The sequence below is a fragment of the Amycolatopsis sp. NPDC034160 genome (assembly GCF_055575355.1).
In genome coordinates this window covers 19,720-43,767 of the sequence record NZ_JBVISU010000018.1, presented here as the reverse complement: position 1 = coordinate 43,767, position 24,048 = coordinate 19,720, and the positions used below count along the sequence as shown (strand labels likewise).

Sequence of the window (24,048 nt, the reverse complement as noted above, 5' to 3'; positions counted from 1 at the left end):
TGTGACGGGAGTTACGCCATCATCTTGGTGACAAGGGCAACCTTAACTGGCGTCATGCGTACAGACAGGTCAAACTAAACCGGCTGTGAGGGGAGTATTCCTTCGCGGCGGTGTCGTCAGCACGGTGGTCTTCGCAGGCCCCCGGCACCGTCGGCCGGTCTCGTACCGGCGGAAGAGACCTCCGGTTAGTTGCTGCTGTGCACTATCCGGAGGGTTGGTTAGATGTCTGTTCCCCTGTGGCTATGGATCGCCACGGTCGGCGGTCTGCTCGGGCTGATCGCACTCGACCTCGTCATCGTCGATCGCAAGCCGCACGAGGTCACCACCGGCGAAGCCGCCCGCTGGGTCATCTTCTACGTCGCCGTCGCCATCGCGTTCGGCGTCGGTGTCTGGGTCTTCGCGGGGCACGACCCCGGAGTCGAGTTCTTCACCGGGTACATCACCGAGTACTCGCTGAGCGTCGACAACCTGTTCATCTTCATGATCATCATGACGTCGTTCAAGGTGCCCGCGATCCACCAGCACCGGGTGCTGCTGATCGGCATCCTGCTCGCGCTCGCCATGCGCAGTGTGTTCATCGCCGTGGGCGCCGCGCTCATCGCGCAGTTCGTCTGGGTCTTCTTCCTCTTCGGTGCCGTGCTCATCTGGACCGCGATCAGCATGGTCCGGAAGAAGGACGAAGACGAGGAGTACGAGGAGAACGCGCTCACCCGCGGAGTGCGCAAGCTGTTCCCGGTCACCAACGAATGGCACGGCCACAAGTCCTTCGTCAAGAAGGACGGCAAGCGCTGGATCACCCCGATGTTCCTGGTGATCGTCGCGATCGGCAGTGCGGACCTGTTGTTCGCCGTCGACTCGATCCCGGCGATCTTCGGCATCACCCAGGAGGCGTTCCTGGTCTTCACCGCCAACGCGTTCGCGCTGATGGGCCTCCGTCAGCTGTACTTCCTGCTCGGTGGCCTGGTCACCAAGCTGGTGTACCTGTCCTACGGCCTCGCGGTGATCCTCGCCTTCATCGGCGCCAAGCTGTTCCTGCACGCGCTGCACGAGTACCACGTGGTGCCGGACTGGCTGGACATCAACAACTGGGTCTCCTTGAGTGTCATCGTCGTGGTCCTGACCGTGACGACGCTGGCCAGCCTCTCGAAGGCCAAGAAGCTGGAAGCCGCCGAGCGGGAGTCTTCGATTAGTAGTTAGAACTGCTAAGGATCGGGTACCGTCGGGGCCGTGCGTCCCGTTGACATCGAAGCCCTGACGGTCCCCGGCACCCCCGCGCTGCGCGGAGACCTGCTGCTCACCGCCTTGAGCAGGCCTGATCTGAAGACGAACAGCTATCGCGGTGGCCTGCGCCGGGTCGACCTCGGCGGCGGGGAAGGGCCTTGGACCCACGGGACCAAGGACTCCGCCCCAGCCATCTCCCCGGACGGCCGGTGGGTCGCCTTCCTCCGCGCGGGGGAAGGTTCCGGCCGTGCGGCCAAACCGCAGGTCCACGTCATCGCCGCGGCGGGGGGTGACGCGAAGCGGATCACCGACCTTCCACTCGGCGCGAGCGCGCCGGTCTGGGCACCCGACTCCCGCCGGATCGCCTTCGTCGCCCGTGTGCCGGAGCCGGGCCGCTACGGCACGGAGAACGCCGACGGCGAAACGCCGGAGCCGCACGAAGAAGCGCCGCGGCACATCACCAACCTCTTCTACCGGGTCGACGACATCGGCTTCCTCAACGACCGTCCACAGCGTCTGTTCGTCGTGGACGCCGTCGCCGCGCTGGGCGAGTCCTCGCCGGTCGAGCCTGTCCCGCTGACCGATGACCGGGCCGATGTCGAACATCCTTCCTGGACGGCCGACGGCGAGTTCGTCCTGATCGTCGCGCCCCGTGACTGGGCCGTCGAGGACACCGTCAGCTCGGATGTCTACGCCGTCCCCGCCGGGGGCGGCGAGCCTCGCCTCCTGGTGCGGACGCCGGGCACCGCCGCCCAGCCCGTCTCCGCGCCGGACGGCTCGATCCTGTTCTACGGCACCGAATTCCCGGGTCTGGAGGAGGTCGCCCGCAACACCGGGCTCTGGCAGGCGCCGTGGCCCGACGGTGACGCGCCGTCGTCTCCGCGTCGGCTGACCGACGTCGAATCGGTGGACTGCGACAGTGCGGCGGGCCCGCCGGCCGTCGTCGGCGACGAGGCTCTCGTCGTGGTCCGCACCCGCGGTGCCGCGGAATTGCGCGCCGTTCCGCTCGACGCCGAGCTGGCGGAGCTGAAGTCGTTGCGGTACCTGGCGGGTGAATTCGCCGCGGTGAAGGCGTTCGCCGTCGACGGCACGCGGATCGCCGCGGTCGTCGGGACGCCCGAGAGCGCCGGTGACGTCGTCCTGCTGTCCGGAGTGGACACTGAGCCCCGTGTGCTGACCGACTACTCGAAGGCGTTGCGTGACACCGGGATCCGGCCGCTGGAGGAACTGGACGCGACCGCGTCCGACGGCTACCCGGTACACGGCTGGGTCGTCCGGCCCGAGGGCGATGGCCCGCATCCCGTGGTGCTGATGATCCACGGTGGACCGTTCGCGCTGTACGAATGGAAGGTCTACGACGAGGCGCAGGTGCTCGCCGAGGCGGGCTATGCCGTCATCCTGGGCAACCCGCGCGGTTCCGCCGGGTACGGCGAGAGCCACGGTCGCAGCATCGTCCACGGCTTCGGCACCGTGGACGCGCTGGATCTGCTGACCTTGCTGGACGAAGCGCTGAAACTGCCCAATCTGGACAGCGACCGCGTCGGCGTGATGGGTGGTTCGTACGGTGGTTTCATGACCAGCTGGCTCGCCGCGCACCACGGTGGCCGGTTCCGCGCGGCGTGGAGCGAGCGCGCGGTCAACGCCCACGACTCCTTCACCGGCAGCTCGGACATCGGCTGGTTCTTCGCCGAAGGCTACGTCGGCACCGACGTCGAAGAGCAGCGCAAGCGCAGCCCGCTGACCTACGCGGGGAAGATCGACATCCCGTTCATGGTCGCGCACTCCGAGCAGGACTGGCGGTGCCCGCTGGAGCAGGCGCAGCGGATGTACGTGGCGCTGCGGCAGAACGGGACGCCCGCCGAGTTCCTCTTGTTCCCGGGCGAGGGGCACGAGCTCACGCGCTCGGGACAGCCGCGGCACCGGGTGCAGCGGTTCGACGCGATACTGGAGTGGTGGGGCCGCCACCTTTGATCCTCAGGGCCCTGAGTGTTATGAACGGGACTTTCATCGCCAAATTTGCGATGAAAGTCCCGTTCATAACACCGGCAGAAGCTGGACCGGCGGCTATCGAGGACTGGCCGAGCTAGTGTCCACAGAGGACACTAGCTGGCAATCCGATGCCTCATTGATGCCTATATATCCGGTTTCAGGAGGGGGTGTGAGTGGCGATTCGGGTTATTGAGGGGTAAGGCAAACGTGTTGTGTTGCGAGCGACGTCGGCTCGCGCCGTGGCCTGATGTCCCCAATGCGGCATTGGGGACGCTGATCGTCTCCACTGCCGCATTGGGGGCATGCCCACTTCCCGATTGCGTGCTCACACCACCCAGGGGTGATCAGCCTCCCCGGCCACAGGGAGGTGTCGCGAAAGCCGCTTCCGCAACACCAAGCCTGGCCCCAGGGCATGTCACTTTTGCTACCTCTCGAGACAATGAGGGTTAGTGAGGGATGAGGCGTAGGTGTCATGGTCGGCCACCTATGTGGTGCGTGTTTCTCGCGAAGGCGGCGCCCGCTGCTCGTGTCGCGAAAGCCACTTTCGGGACATGTGGTGTCCCGAAAGTGGCTTTCGCGACACCTTCGGGACGCCACTGCCCGGTGTCGAAGCCTGATGTCCAACGTCTCACAGGCTCTCCCGAACACGGCACCTTTGCCTTACCCCTGAAGAGAACGCTCATTGCAACTCACCGCAAATCGCCCAAATCGAGCGCTATCGTTACCGTCAGTGTCCCTTGTGGACTGTCAAGGTCGCGCCAGGGTCTCTTGGCGTGCCCGCGCTTCCTGGGTGACCCGAATGCATCCGACCGGCTTGGTGCCGGCACGCTTCCCCCGTCGGAGCTCCGCAAGGAGGCCCAAATCGGGCGCGGGCCGAGTTCAGCTCAGCAGTGTGTAGTTGAGCTCTTCGCACACCCGGCCCAGCGGGACGTCGAGTCCCGGGTGGTCGAGGGGGAGCAGCACGTCCGGCGCGACCGGCAGCGAGTTCCCGGCAGGCGGGTCCCACAGCGCGAGCGCGGGGCCACCGGAATCCATGGACGACCGGTACCAGACGCCGTCGAGGTCGCCGAAGGCGGCGCGGATGGCGCGTGCCCACGCCTGGGTGATCTTCTTCGGGCCGCTGGAGATCTCCTGCGAGGCGCCGACGCGGGTCGGCCACAGGCCGGCGAGGTCGAGCAGCCGTAGGGTCCGGGTCGGCCGCACGACGACCAGCCGCGGACCGCGGGACTTGCGGTCGACCGTCGACGTGGTCTGGAAGACCTCGGCGATGCTGGTGCGCACGGTGAGACCGAAGTACAGGACACCGTTGCCGGGGTCGGTCACCGGGCGTCCGCCACGACCGGGGGTCTGCGGATCGAAGCGGCCGTGCGGGAGCGGGCCGCTGTAGCGGAACGAATTCCACTGCTGGGGGTGGTTGCCGTGCGCGGTGAAGATCCTGACCAGCCTGGTGCCGGGATGCACCGTCACCACGTCGCTGGTGCGGTGCAGCTCCTTGACCAGGACAGAGCGTGCGGGCGGCAGGGGGAGCCGGGCCATACCTCGGGAGTCGTCCGTCCTTGTCGGGTGATCTTGCTCGGTGGGGTCAGCCTACGGCCTGCCCCCGACTGGAATTTTCCGTCGTCGGCGGAACCCGCTCAGAACGGGGATCCGAGGGTGGCCACCAGTCTGGCGACGTGCTCGGGGTCGCCACCGGAAAGCAGCCATTGGCGCGGGGTGGCGGGGTGGTCGTTGATCACCAGCTCGGTCTGTGGCGTACTCATGAACGCGGCGACGACGAGCGCGGGCTGGTCCTCGGGCACCGCGCGCAGCACGACTTCCAGGCCGGGCAAGACCCCGGATCCGGTGAACTGCCAGGCGGGCAGTCGCCAGCCCTGGTCCTTCCAGCCGGTGAGCCTGCCCTCCTTGAGGCGGTGACGGATACGGCTGTCGTCCACACCCAGCGCCTTCGCCGCTTCCAGGACGCTCAGCGCGGAATCGGCGAGGACGGCGTGCGCGGCGACCGTGCGGGCACGGAAGTCCGGTTCGTCCTCGCCGCGCGGGGAGAGGTCCAGGCCGACGTCGGTGAGCGCGGTGCGCTGATCCGCCGAGAAGTAATGCGACGGATCGGGGTTCGGCGGGGACAGCCTCCGCGCCGCGTCCTCCACGAGGGTCAGGAACTCGTTGGCGTCGACCTTGAGGCCGGCCTTGGCGAGGACGTTCTCGAGCGCTATGGACATAGCGCCTAGAGTAACGCGTCTGTGCGGATTCGTGCGGTCTCATCTCGATTTCGTGGGTGAATTCACCAGAGATGAACACAGAGCGCACGTAATCCAACACGCGCAGTAGGCAATTTCGCCATAGTCTGCCCGGATCGGGCGAGCTTGTCCAGGACTTCGGCTTGACAGGTCGTAAGTAGGAATTTACCGTCCGAACGGTAAACGATTTCTTCCCACCGCTTCGGAGAACCCGGCTGGCGTGGGGCCGGCTTGGGGGAACAAGGGGGTGGGGCGTTCCTGGGCGGCCGGTGTGAACCGGTCGCCCAGGCACGTCGTGCACCGGGATCTCCGGGTTTCAGTCGCGCCGTGAACTCCGGCGCACGATCAGCTTCGCCTGCAGCGTGGTCGTCGTGGCCTTGCGCGTGCTGTCCCCGATCCGGGCGAGCAGCAACTCGGCGGCGACCTTGCCCACCTCGTTCGCCGGCTGGGCGACCACCGTCAGCGGCGGATCGATGAGTGTGGTCCATGGCGCGTCGTCGAAGGACACGATTCCCACGTCCTGCCCCGAGCGCAGTCCGCGCGAGGCCAGCGCCTCCAGGACGCCGATCGCCATCGTGCTGTTGCCGACCAGCAGCGCGTCCGGCGGCTCCGGCTCGTCGAGCAGGCTGAGCGCGGCGAGCCTGCCGCCCTCGGCCCGGAACTCGGCCCGCCGGGTGAGCGCGTTCTCCGCGCCGACGGCGTCGGTATAGCCCGCCAACCGGTCTTCGGCGGTGCGCACCCCTGGCGGACCGCTGACGCACGCGACCCGCCGGTATCCGCCGTCGAGCAGATGCCGCGTCGCGTCGCGGGCGGCGAGCCGGGTGTCGACCAGCACCTGGTCGCCGGTGTTCTCCTGCAGCGGGCGGTCGACGGCGACCACGGGCGTGCCGCGCTGGGTCAGCCGGTCGACGTTGGTGGCCCGTCCGGTGGGGGAGAGCACCACGCCGGCCACCCGCTCCTGGAGGGCGACGTCGATGTAGCGCCGCTCCTTCTCCTCGTTGTCGTCCGCGTTGCACAACACGACCGAGTAGCCCGCCGTCTGCGCGATGTCCTCGACGCCGCGGGCGATCGCGGTGAAGAAGGGGTTCTCCACGTCGGAGATGATCAGCGCGAGCACCGCGGTCTCCTGACGGCGCAGATTTCTCGCGAGCCCGTTCGGGTGGTATCCCAATTCCGCGGCGGCGGCCTGTACCCGGGCCGCGAGTGCCGGATCCACAGTGGACTTTCCGTTGAGCGTCCTCGACACGGTCGCCGTCGAAACCCCGGCCTTCGCCGCCACGTCGTTGATGGTGGCCACCGCGACCTCCCCTTCTGCAGGTGTCTTGACACCTTCGCACGGGAAGAATAGCTTGACCGACAATCGTTACCATCCGCTGATCGCGCTAGTCACGCTGATCGCGTTTCGAGGCTCGGAGGTGCCGTGGGCGACCCGGGCCTGGTGCTCGGCATCGACATCGGCACCTCGAGTTCCAAAGGCGTCCTCGTCGATTCCCGGGGCATCGTGGTGGCACGAGCGTCCCGGCCGCACGAAACTTCCCGTCCTCGTCCCGGCTGGTTCGAGCACGACGCCGAAACCGTGTGGTGGCAGGATTTCCTTGTGCTGACGAGGGAACTTTCGGCGGGGGCTGGGGATCATCCCATCATCGGGGTGTCGGTCAGCGGGATCGGACCGGTACTTCTTCCCGCGGACGCGTCCGGCAAACCGTTGCGTCCGGCGATCCTTTACGGCGTCGACACCCGTGCGCACGACGAAATCCGGGAATTGACCCGGGAATTCGGCGAAGAATCCATTGTGGAACAGGGTGGGAGCGCACTCGGCTCGCAGGCGGTCGGGCCGAAATGGCGCTGGCTCGCCAAGAACGAGCCGGACGTGTTCGGACGCGCGAAACTCTTCCTGATGGCGAGTTCGTTCCTTGTCCTGCGCCTGACCGGTGAATACGTCCTCGACCACCATTCCGCGAGCCAATGCGACCCGATGTACGACCTGCGCGAGGCACGGTGGGCGCCGGACCGGGTCGCCGCGATCTGCCCCGGCATCGACCTGCCCAGGCTCGCGTGGCCGACCGAGGTGGTCGGCTCGGTCACCGCCGAGGCGGCCGCGAAAACCGGACTGCCACGGGGAATCCCAGTGACGGCCGGAACGGTGGACGCCTGGGCGGAGGCGACCAGTGCCGGCGTCACCTCGCCAGGGGACACGATGCTCATGTACGGCACCACGATGTTCCTCATCCAGGTGCTCTCCGATCCCCGCCCCGGGCCGGGGTTGTGGACGACCCGCGGCGTGGTCCCCGGCAGCTATTCGCTCGCGGCGGGGATGGCCACCTCCGGTGCGATCACCGACTGGCTCCGGGATCTCGTCGGCGGCGAGTTCGGCGAGCTGGCCTCGGCGGCGGGTGAGGTGCCGGCCGGCAGCCGCGGGTTGCTGATGCTGCCCTACTTCGCCGGGGAACGGACACCGATACCGGATCCGGACGCCCGCGGCGTCCTCGCCGGGCTCACCACTTCCCACGGCCGCGCCGAGCTGTACCGCGCGGCGCTGGAAGGGACGGCGTACGGGGTGCGGCACAACCTCGAAGCCATGCGGGAAGCCGGTGGCGGCACGCGCCGGTTCGTCGCCGTCGGCGGTGGGACACGGGGCGGCGTGTGGACGCGGATCGTCAGCGACGTCGCGCGGATCGAGCAGGAGATCCCCGCGGAAACCATCGGGGCCGCGTTCGGCGACGCCGTTCTAGCGTCGATCGCGCTGGGCAGGGAACCGGATATCGAAGCGTGGAACCCGGTGGCCGAGGTCGTCCGCCCCGGCGCGGACGCCGACGTCTACGACGAGTTCTACCCGCACTACCGCGCGCTCTACCGGTCCACAGTGGACACCGTGCACTTCCTGGCGCGGAAGAATTCACTCGCCTTCACGCCCGCGAACTCCCGGCAATCCCGGCTCAAATGAGCTTGATCGGCGTAACCCGCGGAGAACGCCAGCGAGGCGAGATCCGGCGCTGACCCCGCGAGGCCGATGGCTCGCTGGAACCGGCTGACGCGCAGGTACGTCGCCGGGCCGTAGCCGACCGCGAGAGTGAACCGCCGCCGCAACTGCCGTTCCCCGGTCGTGAACGGTCCCAAGGCGGCGGAAACGCGGGGGACGCCGCCGTCGAGCCTGGCGACCAGTTCCGCGACCTCCCGGTCGGCTTCTCCGGCACGGCGTTCCGCGACGACGTCGATGAGCGAAGCGCTGCCGCTGAGCACCCGCTCGGCCAGCAGCCCGCCCTCCCGCCCCCACAGGTCGGTCAAGGAAACGCGCTGGTCACGCAGTTCGTCGGCGCCGAGCCCGAGGACATCACTCGCCCGTCCGGGAGCGAACCGCACCCCCCGCGCCCGGACGCCAGGCGGTGTCTCCCACGTCCAGGCGGCGGTGTCCGGTCCGGCGACGAAGACCTCGTCGCCGCTCTCGACCAGGTCGACGCAGCCATCGGGCACGATCCGCTTCGGCGCCTGGCCCGTGTCCTCCCACAAGCAGCGCACGACGGCGCTCAGCGCGCCGGGGGCCGCCGTCTCCCGATACACGGTTGCCATGATGCCCCAGTGCCACGACAGAATCAGGCCGTGTCGGAAACAGAGATCGATTCCCTGGCGTGGATCCACGTCCGCGACCGCCGTTTGCTGTCGGTGCGGACCGAGGGGAAGGCCAAGTTCTACCTGCCGGGAGGCAAACGTGAGCCGGGGGAGGGTGACGTGGCCGGGCTGTGCCGGGAGATCAAGGAGGAACTCGGCGTCGAGCTCGACCCGCTGAGCTTCCGCTTCTTCGCGGTACTGAACGAGCAGGCCGACGGCTACGCGGACGGCCGCCGGGTCCGGATGACCTGTTACACCGCCGGACATCGCGGCGAGCCCGAGCCCGGCCGGGAGATCGCGGAGTCGACCTGGCTCACTTCGGCCGACGCCCATCTGTGTCCGCCGGCGGGACAGCGAGTCCTCCGGATGCTCGCGGACGCGGGGTACGTGGACTAGGTATCACTCAAAGTGAGCCATCCGGCTCAGCCTGTTTACGCCGTTAGCTCGGTGACCAGCCGTTCCCGATCTTCGGGACACCCAAAAGGGTGAATATCGGGTTTCTTCCCGATAACGGCTAACGCGGAGTCACCTTCGAACGAGAAGTAGACAACGCACTCGCTGGAAGTGCGCTCGGACGAGAGAAGACCTCTCCATGGGTGTTCCCACCGCGACCCCTTCGGCATCGGCGCCGGCATCGGGGACCCCGGGCAGGCTGAAGCCACTCGGGACGGTCGTGGTCGTGCTGGGCGTGATGGTCGTCGCCGTCACCCTGACCAGTTACGTACTCCCGAAGGCGTCGAGGCCGGTGCAGAGCCCGCCCGCGCCGCAGGTCGAACAGGCCGCGGCCGCCGTGCACACCGTGACGCATTCAGTCGTCTACGAGCTTTCCGGCGCGGAGGGCGCGCAGAACGTCACCTACGTCGCGCAGGGTTCGGAACTTCTGCAGAAGACCGAGGTGGCGGCGCCGTGGAGTGCCACCTTCGAGCGCGCGAGCCAGGAACACCGCGACGAGTTCTACAGCGTCTCCGCGCAGGGCTCCGGCCGCGGCGCGCTGAAGTGCCGGATCATCGTCGACGGCGTGGTCGTCAGCGACCACACCGCTCCCGCCCCGGGCGCGCCGGTGACCTGCACCGCTTAGGCCGTGGGTGGGTCAAGGTGGTCGTGAGTGGCGATTCGGGTTCTAACCCGAATCGCCACCCACGACCACCTGTACCGAACGGTCACCGGAAGCGGCAGGATCATCCGCATGACGGACGGCGCGATCGACTTCGGCCCCGTGCTCGCCGTGGTCCTCGCCTTACTGGCGATCTTCGGCGCGGCCGTGGTGCGTTTCGGGCAACTGGGGCAGGGCAGGGCGGTGCTGTTCGCGGCCGCGCGCGCCGTGGTGCAGCTCGCCGTCGTTTCCCTGGTGATCGTCGGGATCCTGAAGTCCGGCTGGCTGACCGGCGGATTCGTGCTGCTGATGTTCGCGATCGCGGCGGTCACCTCCGCGCGCCGGATCGGCGTGCCGAAGGATCTCGCGTGGGTCGCGCTCGCCATCGCGTCCGGCGTGGTGCCGGTGCTGGCGCTCGTACTCGCGACCGGGGTGGTCCCGTGGCGGCCCATCGCGGTCGTGCCGATCGCCGGGATCGTCATCGGCGGCGCGATGTCCGCGACCTCTCAGGCCGCGAGGCGCGCGCTCGACGAACTCTCGTCACGGCACGGCGAGTACGAAGCCGCGCTGGCACTGGGTTTCCTGCGGCGCCCGGCGGCGCTGGAGATCTGCCGTCCCTCGGCGGGGCAGGCGCTGATCCCCGCGCTCGACCAGACCCGCACGGTCGGCCTGGTGACCTTGCCCGGCGCCTACGTCGGTGTCCTCCTCGGCGGCGCCGGGCCGGTTCAGGCCGGGGTGACCCAGGTGCTCGTGCTCATCGGATTGCTGGCCGCGGAGGCCGCCGCGGTCCTGGTCGTCGTGCACCTGGTCGCGGCGGGCCGGATCAGCCGAGAGGTGACTGAAGATGCGAGGTGTCGTTGAACCGGCGCACCATCCAGTCGTCACCGGAGACCACCAGATGTGAGATCGAGCCGTTGTCCGCGCCGAGGAACGCGAACCGGTTCTTCGCGGCGCTGGCCTGTGCGAAGACCTCGCCGATGACGCCGCCGTGAGTGAACACGGCGATCCGCCGGTCCGGGTTGGCCGCCGCGAGCCTGCCGATGGCCGCCCTGATCCGGCCGCCGAACGCCTCCATCGTCTCCGCGCCGGGGATGACGTCCCAACGCTGCTCCTGCCACAGCTTTTCGACGATCGGGTGGCCTTCGTGGGTGTAGCGCCGGAAGAGCCCGTTCTCCCAGTCTCCGAGGTGAATCTCCCGCAGATCGGCTTCGAGTTCCGGCGTGAGCCCGAGTTTCGCCGCCAGCGGTGCCGCGGTCTGCGAGGTCCGGCGCAACGTCGTCACGTACAGCGCGGAGATCCGTTCGTCCGCGAGACGGCCACCGACCCGTTCGGCGTGTTCGCGGCCTTCCGGCGCGAGGTCGGGGTCAGCCTGCCCGTCGACCATGTCGAACGGCGTACTGGCCTTGGCCGGAGCCGATTCACCGTGGCGGACAAGGAAGATCTCGGTCGACCCCGGCGGGGGTGAGAACCGGTGCTGGCGGTATTCGATCTCCTGCTCAGGGGTGCTCATACCCGGACGATACCGAGTCAGCCCAGTTGCTTGTCGACGAAGCACCAGCGCCAAGTCTCGCCGGGCTCGTGGCTGCGCATCACCGGATGCAGGGTGTCGTGGAAGTGCTCGGTCGCGTGCTTGCCCGGCGACGAGTCGCAGCAGGCCACGTTCCCGCATTTGACGCATTCGCGCAGATGCACCCAGGTCATCCCGTTCTCGACACAGACCGCGCACTCGTCAGGGGAGCTGGGTTCGACCTCCGGCCAGTCTTTGGTCAGATGCTTGCAGGAGCCCGCCGTCGCGGCGGGTGTGCGCAGTTCGCGATCGGAGTCCGGCACGGTCTCCTCTTCCCTGTCCAGCATGGATTCCTCGATGTCGAGGCGTTCGAGGATCCGGCGCAGGACGTCGTCATCGGCCATGCCGGAGTCGCGCGCCTCCAGGAACTTCGCCCGTTCCACTTCGAGCAGTTTCAAGCGCAGGCGCCGATACGCGTCGCTCGGCGTCTCGGTGAGCGTGCTCTGCCTGCCGAGCTCCTCCCAAGCCGAATCGGACCGGTGCTGAAGGCGGCTGCGCAAGCGCTCGACGATGTCGTCGGGGTCCTCGGGAGTCCGGATCTTCTCCAGTTCCTCGATCGCGGCCCGCGTCATGTTGTTGAGCACGGCCGCCTCTTGCAACGCGTCTTCGGCGGGATCCGGCGGCGGCAGTTTCAGGCGCCGCACCAGCACCGGCAGCGTCGTCCCGTGCAGCACCAGCGTTCCGGCCACGACGACGAACGCGACCAGGACCAGCACGGCCCGCTGCGGGGTGTCGGCCGGCAGCACGAACGCCGCCGCGAGCGTGACGACCCCGCGCATCCCCGCCCAGGCGATCACCGCCGAGTACCGCCACGGCCAGGCGTGACGGCGGAACAACCGCCGCGCCAGCCCGATGCCGACCATCCAGACGATGCGGGTGACGATCGTCGCGGCGAGGGTCGCGGCGCAGATGACGACCAGCTGGAACCAGGTCAGGCCGCTGTGGCCGACCTCGGTCATAATCCGCCGGACCTGCAGGCCGATCAGCAGGAAGACGATGTTCTCCAGCAGGAACTGGATGGTCTGCCAGTTCAGCCTGCTCGCCAGCCGGGACCGGCCCGAGAGCATGCTTGGCGACTTGTGCCCGAGGATCAGGCCCGCGACGACCACGGCGATCACCCCGGAACCGTGGATCGCCTCGGCTGCGATGTAGGCGACGAACGGGACCACCAGCGAAAGCGCGGTGTCGGTGACCGGATCTTCGAGGTGGGTGCGGATCATCGCGGCGATCGCGCCGACGGCGAACCCGATCACCAGCCCGCCGCCCGCGGCGAGCAGGAAATCCCCGCCGACCTGCAGCAGGCTGACCGAACCGGCGATGGCGGCGATGGCGGTTCGCAACGCGACCAGCGCGGCCGCGTCGTTGAACAGGCTCTCGCCCTCCAGGAGCCGCGTCAGCTTGCGCGGCATGCCGACCTTGCGGGCGACCGCGGTGGCCGCCACCGCGTCGGGCGGGGCGACCACCGCGCCGATCGCGAGCCCGGCGGCGAGCGGCAGGCCGGGGATCACCAGCCACGCCACGACGCCGACCACGGCCGTGGTGAAGATGACGAGCCCCACCGACAGCAACAGGATCGGCCCGCGGTTACGGCGGAAGTCGATCAGCGACGTGCGGATCGCGGTCGCGTACAGCAGCGGGGGCAGCAGCCCCAGCAGGACGACCTCCGGATCCAGTTCGTACTCCGGGACGCCGGGGACGTACGAGGCGACGACCCCGACCGCGATCAGGCACAGCGGCGCCGACCAGTCGAGTTTCCGCGCCGCGGCGGTGACCAGGAGGACGGCCACCACCAGTGCCACGAGTTCTACCGCGATCTCCACGCCGCTCATCATCACCCGAGGGCCCCGGTGCTCGCGCACCGAGGCTGGGCTACCGCTGTTCGATCCGCACCAGGTTGCCCGCCGGGTCGCGGAAAGCGCAGTCACGGACGCCGTGGGGCTGATCGATGGGTTCCTGGACGACGTCGGCGCCGGTCGCCTGGATCCGGTCGAACGTCGCGTTCAGGTCCCGGGTGGTGAGCACGATGGTCGCGTACGTCCCCTTCGCCATCAGTTCGGCGATCGTGACGCGTTCCTCTTCGGTGAGCTCCGGATCGGCGGCAGGGGACTGGAGCACGATCGACGTCCGCGGCTGTCCAGGTGGGCCGACGAGGATTCCGGCCGGGTCTTCCTCACGCACTTCGAAGCCCAGGATGTCGCGATAGAAGGAAAGTGAAGCCTCGAAATCGTCCGCGGGGAGGAAGGACGCGTGAATCGAGAGGGACATGCGACTCAAGGTAGGTCGGCGCGCGGGGGAGTCGCTTCTTTATTCCTGATCGGCCGCATGACCTGTTTGACGACGCAACCGGGCATGCCGCGGCCGTCTTCCATCGCCTGTTTGCGGTAGGCGCTCGGCGAAATGCCGACCAGTTCGGAGAACCGCGTGCTGAAGGTGCCCAGTGACGAGAAGCCGACGTCGAAGCAGACCTCGGTGACCGACATGTCCCCGCGTCGCAGCAGCATCATGGCCCGCTCGATCCGGCGGGTCATCAGGTAGCTGTAGGGCGATTCGCCGTACGCCGCCCGGAACTCGCGGCTCAGATGCCCGGCGGAGACGTGGACGCCGCGCGCCAGTGCCTCGACGTCGAGCGGTTGCGCGTAGTCGCGGTCGATCCGGTCGCGGACGCGTCGCAGCATGGCGAGGTCGCGCAGGCGCGGGTCGGGTTTGCCGGTCACCCGGAAAGCGTACGCCGAAAGGCCCCTTCGCCGAGCGGCGAAGGGGCCTTCGGCGACTCCCGTGCTAGAGGGTGATCTTGTCGACGTTGGGGCCGCCGTTCGCCGTGGTGGCGACCGCCTTGATCTTGTTCACGCCCGCCGCCAGGGTCACCCGGACGGTTTTCGTCGCCCAGGTCGGCCACGCCCCGGTGCCGCCGAAGGCGACGCCCGACGCGCTGATCGAGCCGTTGACGGAGAAGTCCAGCGGGCGGCTCGTCGTCGTCCCGTTGGCGTACCGGACGACGACGTCGTAGGTGCCCGCCGACGGCGCGGTGACGGTCCACTCGACCGAGCTGCCCGCCACGTTGTCGTAGTTGACGAACCCGGTACCGGTGTAGCCGGCGTGGTTGGACTCCACCGCGCCCTGGCCGATCGTGGCGTCCTCGGCCTGGTAGTCGACCGGGTTGCCCGGACCGGGGCCGGAGCCGTCGGCCGGAACGGTCTGCGTCCCGGTGTTCCAGCCCGACACCCGCACCGAAGGCTTGGAGCCCTTGAGGTCGGCCGTGCGGTACTTCGCGGTCAGCGTGGTCGTTTCACCCGGCCAGAGGCTCGTCGCGTTGTCGTTCCACTCCACCGGGAGCACCGGCTTGCCCGCGGAATCCACGACCTTCGTGTCGACGTAGAACGCCGGGAGCTTGCCGCCCGAGGTGTTCTTCAGTGTCACGGTCGTCGTGGTCGTCCCGTCGGATCCGGTGACCGACTTCGCCGTCGCGCCGACGGCCACCTGGCCGAGGTTGTTCAGCCCGGACAGATCCGCGAAGCCCGACTGAGGGGTGTAGTACCAGTCACTGCCTGCCCAGTTGAGCGTGTCTGCCTTGGTGGAGAGCCAGTACACGTTCCGGCTGACCTCCTTGCCGGACGAGTCGGTGAGCACGAGCTTCGCCAGGTAGGTCGTCGACAGCCCGCTCACCACCGGAACGGTGACCGCGGTGGCCTTGGCGCCCAGCGCGCCGACCGACAGCCCGGTCTTGGTGTTGCTGTACTTCTCCGTGCCGTCGAGGTTGTACAGCTTCGTGGTCGCCGTCAGCCCGTTGACCGCGTTCGACGTCTGGTTGATCACCACGACCGAACGGTTGTCGTGCGAGTACTGGATGTGCAGCGGCTCGTTGGCCTTCTTCGCGCCGTAGTAGGCGCCGTTCTGGTCCATGTAGGCGTCGAACAGCTGCCAATGCAAGGACGTCCACGGGCTGTTGAGCATCCAGTAGATCAACCCGGTCGACGGGTTGGTCGAGTCGGTGTAGTTGCGCGAATGCGACTCGAACTCCGCACGGACGTTCTCGTACTGCGCGAGCTGCGCCTTGCGCACGAAGTCGTTCAGGTTCGACGGCGCGCCGTACCGTTTGGTGAGCGCGTCACCGAACAGCTTCAGATTCGCGAACGTCGACGACGAAGAACGGTGATACTGCGGTGCCGACGGGTCCTTCCACATCGTCTCCAGTTCGCTCGGCGACATCATCCGCTTCAGCGTGTCCATCGTCGGGATGTCGACACCGGCACTGGTCTCCGAGTTGAAGCTCCACGCGCCACCACGGTCTTTTTGCGACTTGTCGTACCAGTAGACCGGCGGGACGTAGTCGTACGGTCCGTTCATCTTCATGCCGGACGCGCCCGTGATCGGAGACGGTCGCTTCGACGCGGACGGGATCACCGGGAGGGTGAAGTCCGCGGCCTTCATCGCGTCGAGGTAACCCTGCTCGATCCGCCGGTCCGGGGCGAAGTCGCTGCCGATGTGGAAGGAGATGACGCTCGGGTGGTCGCGCAGACGCTCGGCCTCGGAGAACATCGACGCCTTGGCGATGGGGTAGTCCGATTCGACCCAGGGTTCGCCCTTCTCCTCGCCGTTGACGTGCCCTTCCCATTTGTCGCAGCATTCCCAGCCGGGCATGGTCAGCACACCGAGGTCGTCGGCGAGGTCGAAGAACTCGTCCGGCTCGATATGTCCTTCCAGCCGGACCGTGTTGAGCCCGAGGTTCAGCACGTACTTGAGCTTGTCGGCTGCCGCGGTCGCGCTCCAGCGCAGGAACAGGTCCGGCGTGTAACCGCCGCCCCTGATCAGGAGCGGTTTGCCGTTGACGCTGTACTGCCGTCCGCCGCTGGAGTTCAGCGGCGCCTTGACGTCGCGGACACCGAACTTCGACTTCGAGCTGTCCGACGGCGCGCCGCCGACGCTCGCGGTCAGGTCGAGTTCGTACCGGTGCTGCGAGCCCATCCCGGCCGGCCACCAGAGGTTCGGCTTGTCGAGACCCACGACGGGGAAGGTGACGGTCTTGCGCTCCTTGGCCGCCAGCGAGACCGTCTGGCTGACCGGCTTGCCCGCGACCGTGCCCGCGACCGTGGTCTGCACCGCGTTCGCCGTGTCGTTGCGGACGTCGGCCTTCACCGTGAGGTCGGCGTGGTCGAGCGCCGAGTTCAGTTTCTGGACCACGTGCGCGCTGCGCAGCGCGACCGGACCGCCGCGCCGCACGAGGACGTCCCGGACGATGCCCATGTTCTGGTCCGGCGGGGTCTGCGCCCAGTCGATCCAGCCCATGGAGAGGTCGTTGTTGGGGTCGTTGGGGTAGACCTTGAAGGCGACGCTGTTGACGCCCGCGCGCACGTGCGCGGTGATGTCCAGGTCGTGCCGCGTGTAGGCGCCGTTGACCTGGTCCTTCGTCGCGATCTTGGTACCGTTGACCCAGACGTCGGCCTTCGAGAGCACACCGCTGAAGTCGAGATAGGTACGCGACGAGGTGTCCTCGACGTTGAGGTCGGTGCGGTACCACCACGGCACGGAGAACTGGGCCGCGGGGACGTTCTTCATATTCGTCGAGTAGAACGGGTCGGCGTATTTGCCGTTCTGCAGCAAACCGGCGTAGACCGTGGACCGCGACGACACCGGGTACCAGCCGGAGGTGGGGAAGCCCGGCTTCGACACCGCTGAATCGTCGCTGACCTGTGCCGAGGACTGGATCACGTAACCGGGGATCGGGGTGGCGTTGCCCGCGGCGGCGCCGACGGTCAGCGGTACGGCCACTTCCGCGCCGGTGGCGGCGGGAGCGGTGGTCACCCCGCAGACCGCGGCGGCCAGCGCGGTGACGGTCATGGCCAGTAACGGGATCCGGGTTCTCTTCTGCCGAAAACTCACGAGCGCGCCTCCTCGGGCACACGGCGGCGGACCTGGGGTGGATATCGTTAAGAAAGTTCCCTAACAATTGGGTGCGATAGTAGCCGCCTCGTCACGTGGGGAACAGACCCTCGTGAGGGGTTTGTCGGCGCGCGGTTGGGGTCCGGCTCGGAGGAGGCGCGGCCGTCCGGTCAGCTGACGGGCGCCACGTAGGTCCACTTCCCGTCCACGCGGACGAAGTGGCTGTTCTCCCGCATGCTGTCGGCTCGGCGGTCCTGCCGGTAGTGGGCCCGGAACTCCACGGTGCCCTCGTTCTCCAGTAGTCCTCCGCCGGTCTTGCCGAGGATTTCCAGGAACGTCCAACGCTGCCCCGGGTCCAGGTCAAGGTCCGACGGCCGGGTGTCCGGGTGCCAGGTCGTGGTGAGATAAGCGGTGTCGCCGACGGCGAACGCGCTGAACCGCGACCGCATCAGGAGTTCGGCGGTCGGCGCTGTCGCCGCTCCCTGGTGGAAGCGGCCACAGCAAGCGCCGTAGGGCTCGCCAAGGCCGCAGGGGCAACGGGATTCGTCGGTGATCGTGGGCACGACGGCGATTGTGTCATCGCGCCGCCGCGGCGGTTTCGAGGTCCCGTGCCTCCTTGAGCCAGCCGGTGAACAGGTCGGCGTCGATGTCGGTGACCGAGCGCAGTTTGACGTGCGCCATCTCGCGGGCGCTCGCCTCGAGCCTGCCGGACCGGTCGTCAACGAGCTGTCCCTTCCAGAGGGCGAAGGTGACGTACGACGAGTACGCCTTCAGCAAGCAGACGAGGTTCTTGCCCGCGGCTTCGCCCGCACTCCACGTGGGGGAGCCGTGGTACAGCGCCTCGATGGAGCCCGGCAAGGCGGCGTTGACGATCGGGCGCAGCGCGGCGGCGACCTCGCGGAGGTCTTCGGGCAGGGCGGCGATGTAGTCGTCGACGTTCGCGAACTTGGCCATGACTGGATCCCTTCGGTCGGTGTGCTGCGCTCAGCTAACCGTCCGACGGTCGAAGTTGTCAAGACAAAAAAACTAATCGGCGTCCGGTCGGTGCCCGTGGCGCCGCATCCAGTGGGGACTGCAGCAGAACTCGCAGGGTTCGAGTTCGCCGGGTGCGACGGAACCCCAGGCGAGCCGGACGATGTCGTGGATGTTCTTGCCCTGCCGATACGCCCGGCCCTGGCCTTTGCGCAGCCAGGTGCAGTCCGGATCGTTGTGATAGGCGTTCCCCTCACCGGTCCGGTAGCCGTGGGGGCGGACGTTCGGTGGTGGCTTCCGGCACAGCGAACACCACGAGATCGGCATGTCGTGAACGCATTCGGCTTCTTTGGCCGGTGACTCGGGCTGGGCCGGGAGCTCGGTGCCGGTACCGGTGTCATCGAGCACGCCCCACCAGAGGAAGTCGCGGGCGCGAGTCGCCGCGACCAAATGCTGTCTGTCACGCAGCTCACGGCGTTCCTCTTCGGCCTGCGTCCCGGTCACGCTTTCGCGGACGTTCTCCAGCACCAGCACCGCCTGGAAGTCGAGCCCCTTGGCGCGGTGCACGGTCCCGATCTTGAGCTTGCCGTCGGCTTCACCGGTGTAGTTCTCCAGCGCCAGCGTGGGTATCCCCGCCGTGCGCAGGATTTCGGTGCACCTGTTCAGGTCCTTGTGCTGGAAGACGATCAGCGCCGCGTGGTCGAGGGGGACCGGCAGGGTTCGAACGGCGTTCGCCAGCGCGTCGGGAAGATCGCGTGAGGTGCCGCGCCAGGCGGCGGTGGTGCCGCCCTCGCTGGCCGATTCGGCCGCACGCAAGGCCACGCCGTCCGCGCCGTCGAGGTCGTCCACCCGGTTCGTCGCGTCGAATCGCTGTGCGAAACCCAGCACCTCGGCGCGGTTGCGGTAGTTGACCTTCAGGATCTCGCCGCGGCCCTGGATCGGGATACCGGCGTCGGACAGCCGCCAACCTCCGGGGTACACCTGTTGCTGCCCGTCGCCGACCAGCAAAAGTTTGTTCGGTCCGTCGCCGGCCAGTTCACGCAACAGCTTCAAGCCGCCCAATGTGATGTCCTGGACCTCGTCGACGACAACCGCCGCATACGGCGATTCGAGCGGGCGTTGCCTGAGTTCGGCGTGGCCCAGTCCGATCAGATCGTTATAGTCGTGCACGCCCTTGTCCGCGAGTCCCCGCTGATAGTGCTCGTAGAGGCCCCAGACGTCTTCTCTCTGGCTCGCGTTGAGCGGCAGGATCCGGCCCCGGCGAGCGGCCGCTACGTAGCCGTCGAGTGTCGTGATCCCACGACCTTTGATCACCCTGTCCAGTTCCGTGCGCCAGTAATCGACGCTCGGCTCGATGAGCTGCAGCCGCTCGCGATAAGCCATCCACGCGAAGCTGAACGCCGTGTCGATCTTGCGCCGGTCGACGTTCACCGGCACGCCCCGTTCAGCGAGGAACCGGCGGACCCAGCCGTGCAGGTTCGTGAACTCGGCGCGGCCGTCCAGTTCCGGGGCCAGCCGGTCGAAGGCCGCTTTGATCACCGACGGCAGCGAGTGGACGTAGGTGGTGAACAGCAGCGGTCCAGTGCTGAGGCGGGCCAGGTGCCTGAGCCGGTGCAGTGCGACGACCGTCTTGCCGGTCCCCGCGGGGCCACTGATCCGCGCGGGACCGGAGTAGTCGCGTTTGACGATGGCGTTCTGCCGCGGATGCAGGAAGGTGAGCCAGGAATCGAACGACCGTTGCTGTGCCGCGCCGAGCTGGTCTTCGATCAGTTCGGACGCGTCCAGCAGCCCCTCCGCGTCCGGAGCGCGATCCAGCTGCTGAACGGCCAGAGGCCGGTAACCGCGGAGGCGTCGTTCAGCCTGCTCCGCGATGCGGGCGACCAGTCTCTGGTCGAGGTGGAGCGCGTCGCGCCGGAAGACGCGGTCGAGACTGGATTCGGTCAGTGACCAGTAGATGCCGTCTTGGCGGGGTTTGCCGGCGCCCGAGCCGATCACCACGAGATGGATCGCGCTCTCGGCCAAAGCGCGTCTCTGTGGCCCGGGAATCCCGGCAAAGCGTTCTTTCGCGTGGCGCAAGACTTGGCGCGCGGTTTCGCCGTCCGGGCCTTTGTCGGCGATCAGGAGTGCGAAGACGCCGGTGCGCCCGATCAGGAACGCGTCCGCGCTCCAGGCGTCGTCTGACGGCAGCGCCGTCCTGACCAGTAGTCGCCAGCTCTCGCCGGTCCGGCTGAGCAGTGCGGTGAGGACATTGCGGTGCAGCGAGTCCAAGCCGGTGAAGGTTCTCTCCAGAAGCTGTCTCGCTTGGGCTTCGAGTCGCCTTCTCGAGTGTTCGCTCCTGCTCACGTACGTTCCGTTCCTTTGGTAGCGGTCAAGGTGCTGGGAATTCGACGGCTATTTCGACGGCGGTCTCCAGCGTCGCTTCGCTCGGCCGTCCGGCGACGCGAGCTGATTCGGCGATCACGACCAGCTTCCGGTCGAGGCGGGAGTCGTAGTCCTCGCCGGTGAAGCGTTCGCCGTGCTGTCCCTCGCCGAGGAGAGCGACATTGCCGGTGCCGTCCTTGTCGACGAGCCGTTTCAGCTCGGCTGCCTCGTTCGCCTTGGGCATCTTCACCCAGGCGACGGACACGGCGATCTTGTTACCGGATCCGTCATCGACGGTGACGATCATGCGGTCGAGATCGACGCAAGGGTGCCGAAGGAAGAACCGCTGGACTTCGCCGAAGGAATGCGGGCCGCATTTCAGTTCGCGTTTCGCGGCCTTCTTGAGTTGACGCCAGCCGAGGCGCTGCCATGCCTCGGAATGGCGTCCCTTCTGTGCGGATTTCTTGCTGGAGGTTTTGCCTTTGAGGGCCTGGCCCGCGGCGGAATCGAGGGAGGCGGCGGTGCCTCCGCCTGCACTGACGCTCCCGGCGGCCACGGCGACCCCCAGCGCCGCCGCGCCGCCGCCGTACTTGTATTTGATCCAGCGGCCATCCGGGCCACGTGGCTGATTCACCATGAGGCGTTCCGTCCCCTCCCAAGTCCGGAACGGACGATCCTGCTCTGGACACCGACAAGACGTGGAGATCTTCGCGTCGAATACGCCCGAATAGCCCAGTCGATCTCCGGGTTTCGGCCGGTACCGAACAGTTTTCAAGCCTGCGGCCTGCCGAGGGACCCGTCGCAGGTATGGGCGGCGGGCTCCTCGGGGTCAGACGCGGTGGAGGGTGTGGCGTGACCGGCTCGATGTCGTGAAGGCCTCCTTCCCTACTGTGAAGGTAGGGAAGGAGGCCTTCACGGACTTCCAACACTTCATCGGCGGCCGACCGCCCCCGCATCGGACCGTTGTTGCCGGGCGACCTCCAAGCTGGGCAGAACCCTCCTTGTCACTCCCGACCGAAAAGTGTCCCTTGCGGACATCCGGGCCGCCGCGCGGCTTCCACCAGTCGGTCCGGATCCGTGCCGGGGAACGCCACGTTTGACTGGCGATCGAACGCGAACGCCGGCGCCTGACATCGGCACCATGACGAAAGTGAAACTGACCCGCTTCAAGGTTCCGGCCGACCGCGCGGACGAACTGCTCCAGGCCCGCCCGGCCATGCGCACCGACTTCCGGGCGGATCGGGAGGGTCGCCTCGACGCCCAGCTGATCCGGATCGACGACGAGACCTGGCTCGACATCGTGTGGTGGCGTTCCTCCGAGGACTACCGCGCCTAGGACCGCCCACATGCCGGGACAGGAAATATCGCCGCCGACAGGCCGTTGACCATGGAGAACGAACAAGGTCACGGAAGGGACCGGCGATGAGCACAAGCCTGGACACGTTCACGCGGGACTGGCAGGACTGGAAGACCCAGCGCGAGCGCGATCTCGCCGCTCCGCTCGGCTGGCTCGCCCTGGTCTCGCTCGACTGGCTCGAGGACAACCCGCGCGCGTATGAGGGGCTGCCCGGCTTGTGGTGGCAGGACGCCGACGCGGCCTATCTCGACCCGCAGGGCGCGGACCTCTCCCACGAGGGCGAGCGGGTCACCGACGTCCACCGCTTCGAGCTGGTCAACAGCGGCGCGACCACCCGCGTCGTCGCCGGGGACATCGAGGTCGAAGTGGCGCGCCGCGGTGGGTACCTGATCCGCGTGCACGATCCGAAAGCCCCCGTGCTGAACGCTTTCCGCGGTGTCCCGGCGTACGAGCCCGACGAAGCCTGGGTGCTTTCCGGCACCTTCGAGGCTTTCGACGAGCCGCGCCCGACCACGGTCGGTGCGGTCGTCGAAGGCCTCAGCCATGTCTACGTCTCGCCGGGGATCGTGCGTTTCGAACACGACGGCGTGGAGCACACGCTCACCGCGTTCAACGGCAAGAAGGACGGCCTGCTCATCTTGTTCACCGACGCCACGAGTGGCGTCACCACCTACGCGGCGAACCGGTCGCTCGCGGTGGCGGCTCCCGCCGAGGACGGGTCCGTCGTCCTCGACTTCACGCGCGCGACGAATCTGCCGTGCGCGTTCACCGACTTCGCGACCTGCCCGTTGCCGCCTGCCGGCAACCGGTTGCCGTTCGCTGTGGAAGCGGGGGAGAAGCTGCCCTACGAGCGGCAGGGCTGAACCGTCGCCAGCGCCGTCATCGCCTCCTGTTCGCGCTGAGCCAGCTCGGACAGGACGGCGGACGCGTCCACCAGGTGCCGGGTGTCGCCCGTTTCCCCCGCCTGTGTGAACGACCGCGCCACTTCGGTCCACAGTGGAGTGATCTCACGGTATTTCTCGGCGGCGGTACGGAGACCGGCGTCGTCGACGAGGGCCGCGCATTCTTCGAGGAAGTCGCGGTAGAACCGGCGGAAGAGCGCGCCGCCGGTCCCCGCCCGTTCCATCAGGGTGGCGGCTTGCGGGAGGTCGCGGGCCGGGTCGCTGCTGCGGTCGAACCATTTCCGCACCTGAACGGCGGCTTTGCCGATCCCGCGGTAGCCGAGGTTGGCGATGGGCGGAGTGAGGAACTCCGCCGCGTTGGCTCGCACAGCGGAGCGAACGGCGTCGGAGAGCGGCGTGAGCGACCCGCCCGCGGTGATGGTGAACGAGAGATTCTTCGCGGTCATGGGCCCCTTCTCGCCTCGGGCGCGTTCCAGGCTCTCCCGTGACGTCGTCACCTCCCCGCCTTGCTGCGCCGTGTCGACCAGGAACGCCTTTTCTTCGTCGTAGCCGTACAAAGCGGCGACGTGTCCGCCGAAGTGGACCTTCGAGGTGAAGTATTCGAGGTGGTAGGAATCGAGCTGCAGGCCGACCGGGAGTCCGGCGTCGATCCGCTCGGCCACGTTCCGCCACGCCGTGCGCGTCGACGTGGTCTCCTTGACGGCCAAGGACAGCCCGAGCCGTTCGGTCAGTCTCCGCGTGATCTCCAGGGGTTTGCTGCGCCCACCGAGGAACGGGAACGGCAGGTTCTTCCCGTCCCAGTAGATGAAGCCCAGACCTTCCCCGAGCCCGAACAGCATCGGGTTCGGACAGCTCGATCCCGGCGTGCC

At 67.9% G+C, this 24,048-nt stretch carries 22 protein-coding genes; 8 read left to right on the top strand and 14 right to left on the bottom strand.

The annotated features are described in order from the left end of the window. Positions 1 to 222: 222 nt before the first annotated feature. Together ACZ54P_RS29725 and ACZ54P_RS29720 are read left to right on the top strand one after the other, a co-directional pair. Complete coding sequence (locus ACZ54P_RS29725; RefSeq protein WP_465464886.1) at positions 223 to 1,197, top strand: TerC family protein; 975 nt, start codon at positions 223 to 225, stop codon at positions 1,195 to 1,197. Positions 1,198 to 1,227: 30 nt separating this feature from the next. Continuing rightward, positions 1,228 to 3,192: a S9 family peptidase gene (locus ACZ54P_RS29720; RefSeq protein ID WP_465464885.1), complete on the top strand. Its 1,965-nt coding sequence runs from the start codon at positions 1,228 to 1,230 to the stop codon at positions 3,190 to 3,192. An 897-nt stretch (positions 3,193 to 4,089) separates the two neighbouring features. Here ACZ54P_RS29720 and ACZ54P_RS29715 read toward each other — a convergent pair. The 3 genes from ACZ54P_RS29715 to ACZ54P_RS29705 form a co-directional block, all read right to left on the bottom strand. Next, positions 4,090 to 4,746 (bottom strand): RES family NAD+ phosphorylase, encoded by a 657-nt coding sequence (locus ACZ54P_RS29715; RefSeq protein WP_037313256.1) that lies wholly within the window; start codon positions 4,744 to 4,746, stop codon positions 4,090 to 4,092. A gap of 98 nt (positions 4,747 to 4,844) precedes the next feature. After that, positions 4,845 to 5,426: a DNA-binding protein gene (locus ACZ54P_RS29710; protein WP_465464884.1), complete on the bottom strand. Its 582-nt coding sequence runs from the start codon at positions 5,424 to 5,426 to the stop codon at positions 4,845 to 4,847. Positions 5,427 to 5,760: 334 nt separating this feature from the next. After that, complete coding sequence (locus ACZ54P_RS29705; RefSeq protein ID WP_465464883.1) at positions 5,761 to 6,741, bottom strand: LacI family DNA-binding transcriptional regulator; 981 nt, start codon at positions 6,739 to 6,741, stop codon at positions 5,761 to 5,763. A gap of 123 nt (positions 6,742 to 6,864) precedes the next feature. Here ACZ54P_RS29705 and ACZ54P_RS29700 point away from each other — a divergent pair, with 123 nt between their 5' ends. Continuing rightward, positions 6,865 to 8,388, top strand: coding sequence for an FGGY-family carbohydrate kinase (locus ACZ54P_RS29700; protein ID WP_465464882.1), 1,524 nt, complete (start codon positions 6,865 to 6,867; stop codon positions 8,386 to 8,388). Here the strand turns inward: ACZ54P_RS29700 and ACZ54P_RS29695 are convergent. Further along, positions 8,295 to 9,011: a DUF6597 domain-containing transcriptional factor gene (locus ACZ54P_RS29695; protein ID WP_465464881.1), complete on the bottom strand. Its 717-nt coding sequence runs from the start codon at positions 9,009 to 9,011 to the stop codon at positions 8,295 to 8,297. The genes ACZ54P_RS29700 and ACZ54P_RS29695 overlap by 94 nt on opposite strands. Positions 9,012 to 9,041: 30 nt before the next feature. On the opposite strand from ACZ54P_RS29695, the gene ACZ54P_RS29690 reads away from it, so the two are divergent. The 3 genes from ACZ54P_RS29690 to ACZ54P_RS29680 all read left to right on the top strand — a co-directional run bounded on the left by ACZ54P_RS29690 (position 9,042) and on the right by ACZ54P_RS29680 (position 11,004). Continuing rightward, on the top strand, positions 9,042 to 9,446 hold the full coding sequence (locus ACZ54P_RS29690) for an NUDIX hydrolase (RefSeq protein WP_465464880.1): 405 nt from the start codon (positions 9,042 to 9,044) through the stop codon (positions 9,444 to 9,446). Between the two features lie 196 nt (positions 9,447 to 9,642). Then, positions 9,643 to 10,128: an MmpS family transport accessory protein gene (locus ACZ54P_RS29685; RefSeq protein ID WP_465464879.1), complete on the top strand. Its 486-nt coding sequence runs from the start codon at positions 9,643 to 9,645 to the stop codon at positions 10,126 to 10,128. 108 nt (positions 10,129 to 10,236) lie between these two features. Continuing rightward, complete coding sequence (locus ACZ54P_RS29680) at positions 10,237 to 11,004, top strand: ABC transporter permease (protein ID WP_465464878.1); 768 nt, start codon at positions 10,237 to 10,239, stop codon at positions 11,002 to 11,004. Here ACZ54P_RS29680 and ACZ54P_RS29675 read toward each other — a convergent pair. The 9 genes from ACZ54P_RS29675 to ACZ54P_RS29635 form a co-directional block, all read right to left on the bottom strand. Then, positions 10,967 to 11,653 (bottom strand): histidine phosphatase family protein, encoded by a 687-nt coding sequence (locus tag ACZ54P_RS29675; protein WP_465464877.1) that lies wholly within the window; start codon positions 11,651 to 11,653, stop codon positions 10,967 to 10,969. The genes ACZ54P_RS29680 and ACZ54P_RS29675 overlap by 38 nt on opposite strands. Before the next feature lie 17 nt (positions 11,654 to 11,670). Next, positions 11,671 to 13,539, bottom strand: coding sequence for a Na+/H+ antiporter (locus tag ACZ54P_RS29670; RefSeq protein ID WP_465465001.1), 1,869 nt, complete (start codon positions 13,537 to 13,539; stop codon positions 11,671 to 11,673). A 40-nt stretch (positions 13,540 to 13,579) separates the two neighbouring features. Continuing rightward, positions 13,580 to 13,975, bottom strand: coding sequence for a VOC family protein (locus ACZ54P_RS29665; protein WP_465464876.1), 396 nt, complete (start codon positions 13,973 to 13,975; stop codon positions 13,580 to 13,582). A 5-nt stretch (positions 13,976 to 13,980) separates the two neighbouring features. Continuing rightward, complete coding sequence (locus ACZ54P_RS29660) at positions 13,981 to 14,385, bottom strand: helix-turn-helix transcriptional regulator (protein WP_465465000.1); 405 nt, start codon at positions 14,383 to 14,385, stop codon at positions 13,981 to 13,983. Between the two features lie 103 nt (positions 14,386 to 14,488). Next, on the bottom strand, positions 14,489 to 17,587 hold the full coding sequence (locus ACZ54P_RS29655; protein ID WP_465464875.1) for a glycosyl hydrolase 2 galactose-binding domain-containing protein: 3,099 nt from the start codon (positions 17,585 to 17,587) through the stop codon (positions 14,489 to 14,491). A gap of 170 nt (positions 17,588 to 17,757) precedes the next feature. Next, positions 17,758 to 18,150, bottom strand: coding sequence for a YchJ family protein (locus tag ACZ54P_RS29650; RefSeq protein WP_465464874.1), 393 nt, complete (start codon positions 18,148 to 18,150; stop codon positions 17,758 to 17,760). 13 nt (positions 18,151 to 18,163) lie between these two features. Further along, positions 18,164 to 18,541: a DUF1801 domain-containing protein gene (locus tag ACZ54P_RS29645; protein ID WP_465464873.1), complete on the bottom strand. Its 378-nt coding sequence runs from the start codon at positions 18,539 to 18,541 to the stop codon at positions 18,164 to 18,166. Between the two features lie 72 nt (positions 18,542 to 18,613). Beyond that, positions 18,614 to 20,827, bottom strand: coding sequence for a UvrD-helicase domain-containing protein (locus ACZ54P_RS29640; protein WP_465464872.1), 2,214 nt, complete (start codon positions 20,825 to 20,827; stop codon positions 18,614 to 18,616). Between the two features lie 100 nt (positions 20,828 to 20,927). Beyond that, positions 20,928 to 21,557, bottom strand: a complete 630-nt coding sequence (locus tag ACZ54P_RS29635) for a hypothetical protein (protein ID WP_465464871.1) — start codon at positions 21,555 to 21,557, stop codon at positions 20,928 to 20,930. A gap of 504 nt (positions 21,558 to 22,061) precedes the next feature. Here ACZ54P_RS29635 and ACZ54P_RS29630 point away from each other — a divergent pair. Both ACZ54P_RS29630 and ACZ54P_RS29625 read left to right on the top strand, forming a co-directional pair. After that, positions 22,062 to 22,256: an antibiotic biosynthesis monooxygenase gene (locus ACZ54P_RS29630; RefSeq protein ID WP_465464870.1), complete on the top strand. Its 195-nt coding sequence runs from the start codon at positions 22,062 to 22,064 to the stop codon at positions 22,254 to 22,256. Between the two features lie 86 nt (positions 22,257 to 22,342). Next, a complete protein-coding gene (locus ACZ54P_RS29625) occupies positions 22,343 to 23,140 on the top strand; it encodes a DUF1684 domain-containing protein (protein WP_465464869.1) in 798 nt (265 codons plus the stop codon). Here ACZ54P_RS29625 and ACZ54P_RS29620 read toward each other — a convergent pair. Next, entirely contained in the window at positions 23,122 to 24,018 is an 897-nt protein-coding gene (locus ACZ54P_RS29620; RefSeq protein ID WP_465464868.1) for a BtrH N-terminal domain-containing protein, read from the bottom strand. The genes ACZ54P_RS29625 and ACZ54P_RS29620 overlap by 19 nt on opposite strands. Positions 24,019 to 24,048 lie beyond the last annotated feature (30 nt).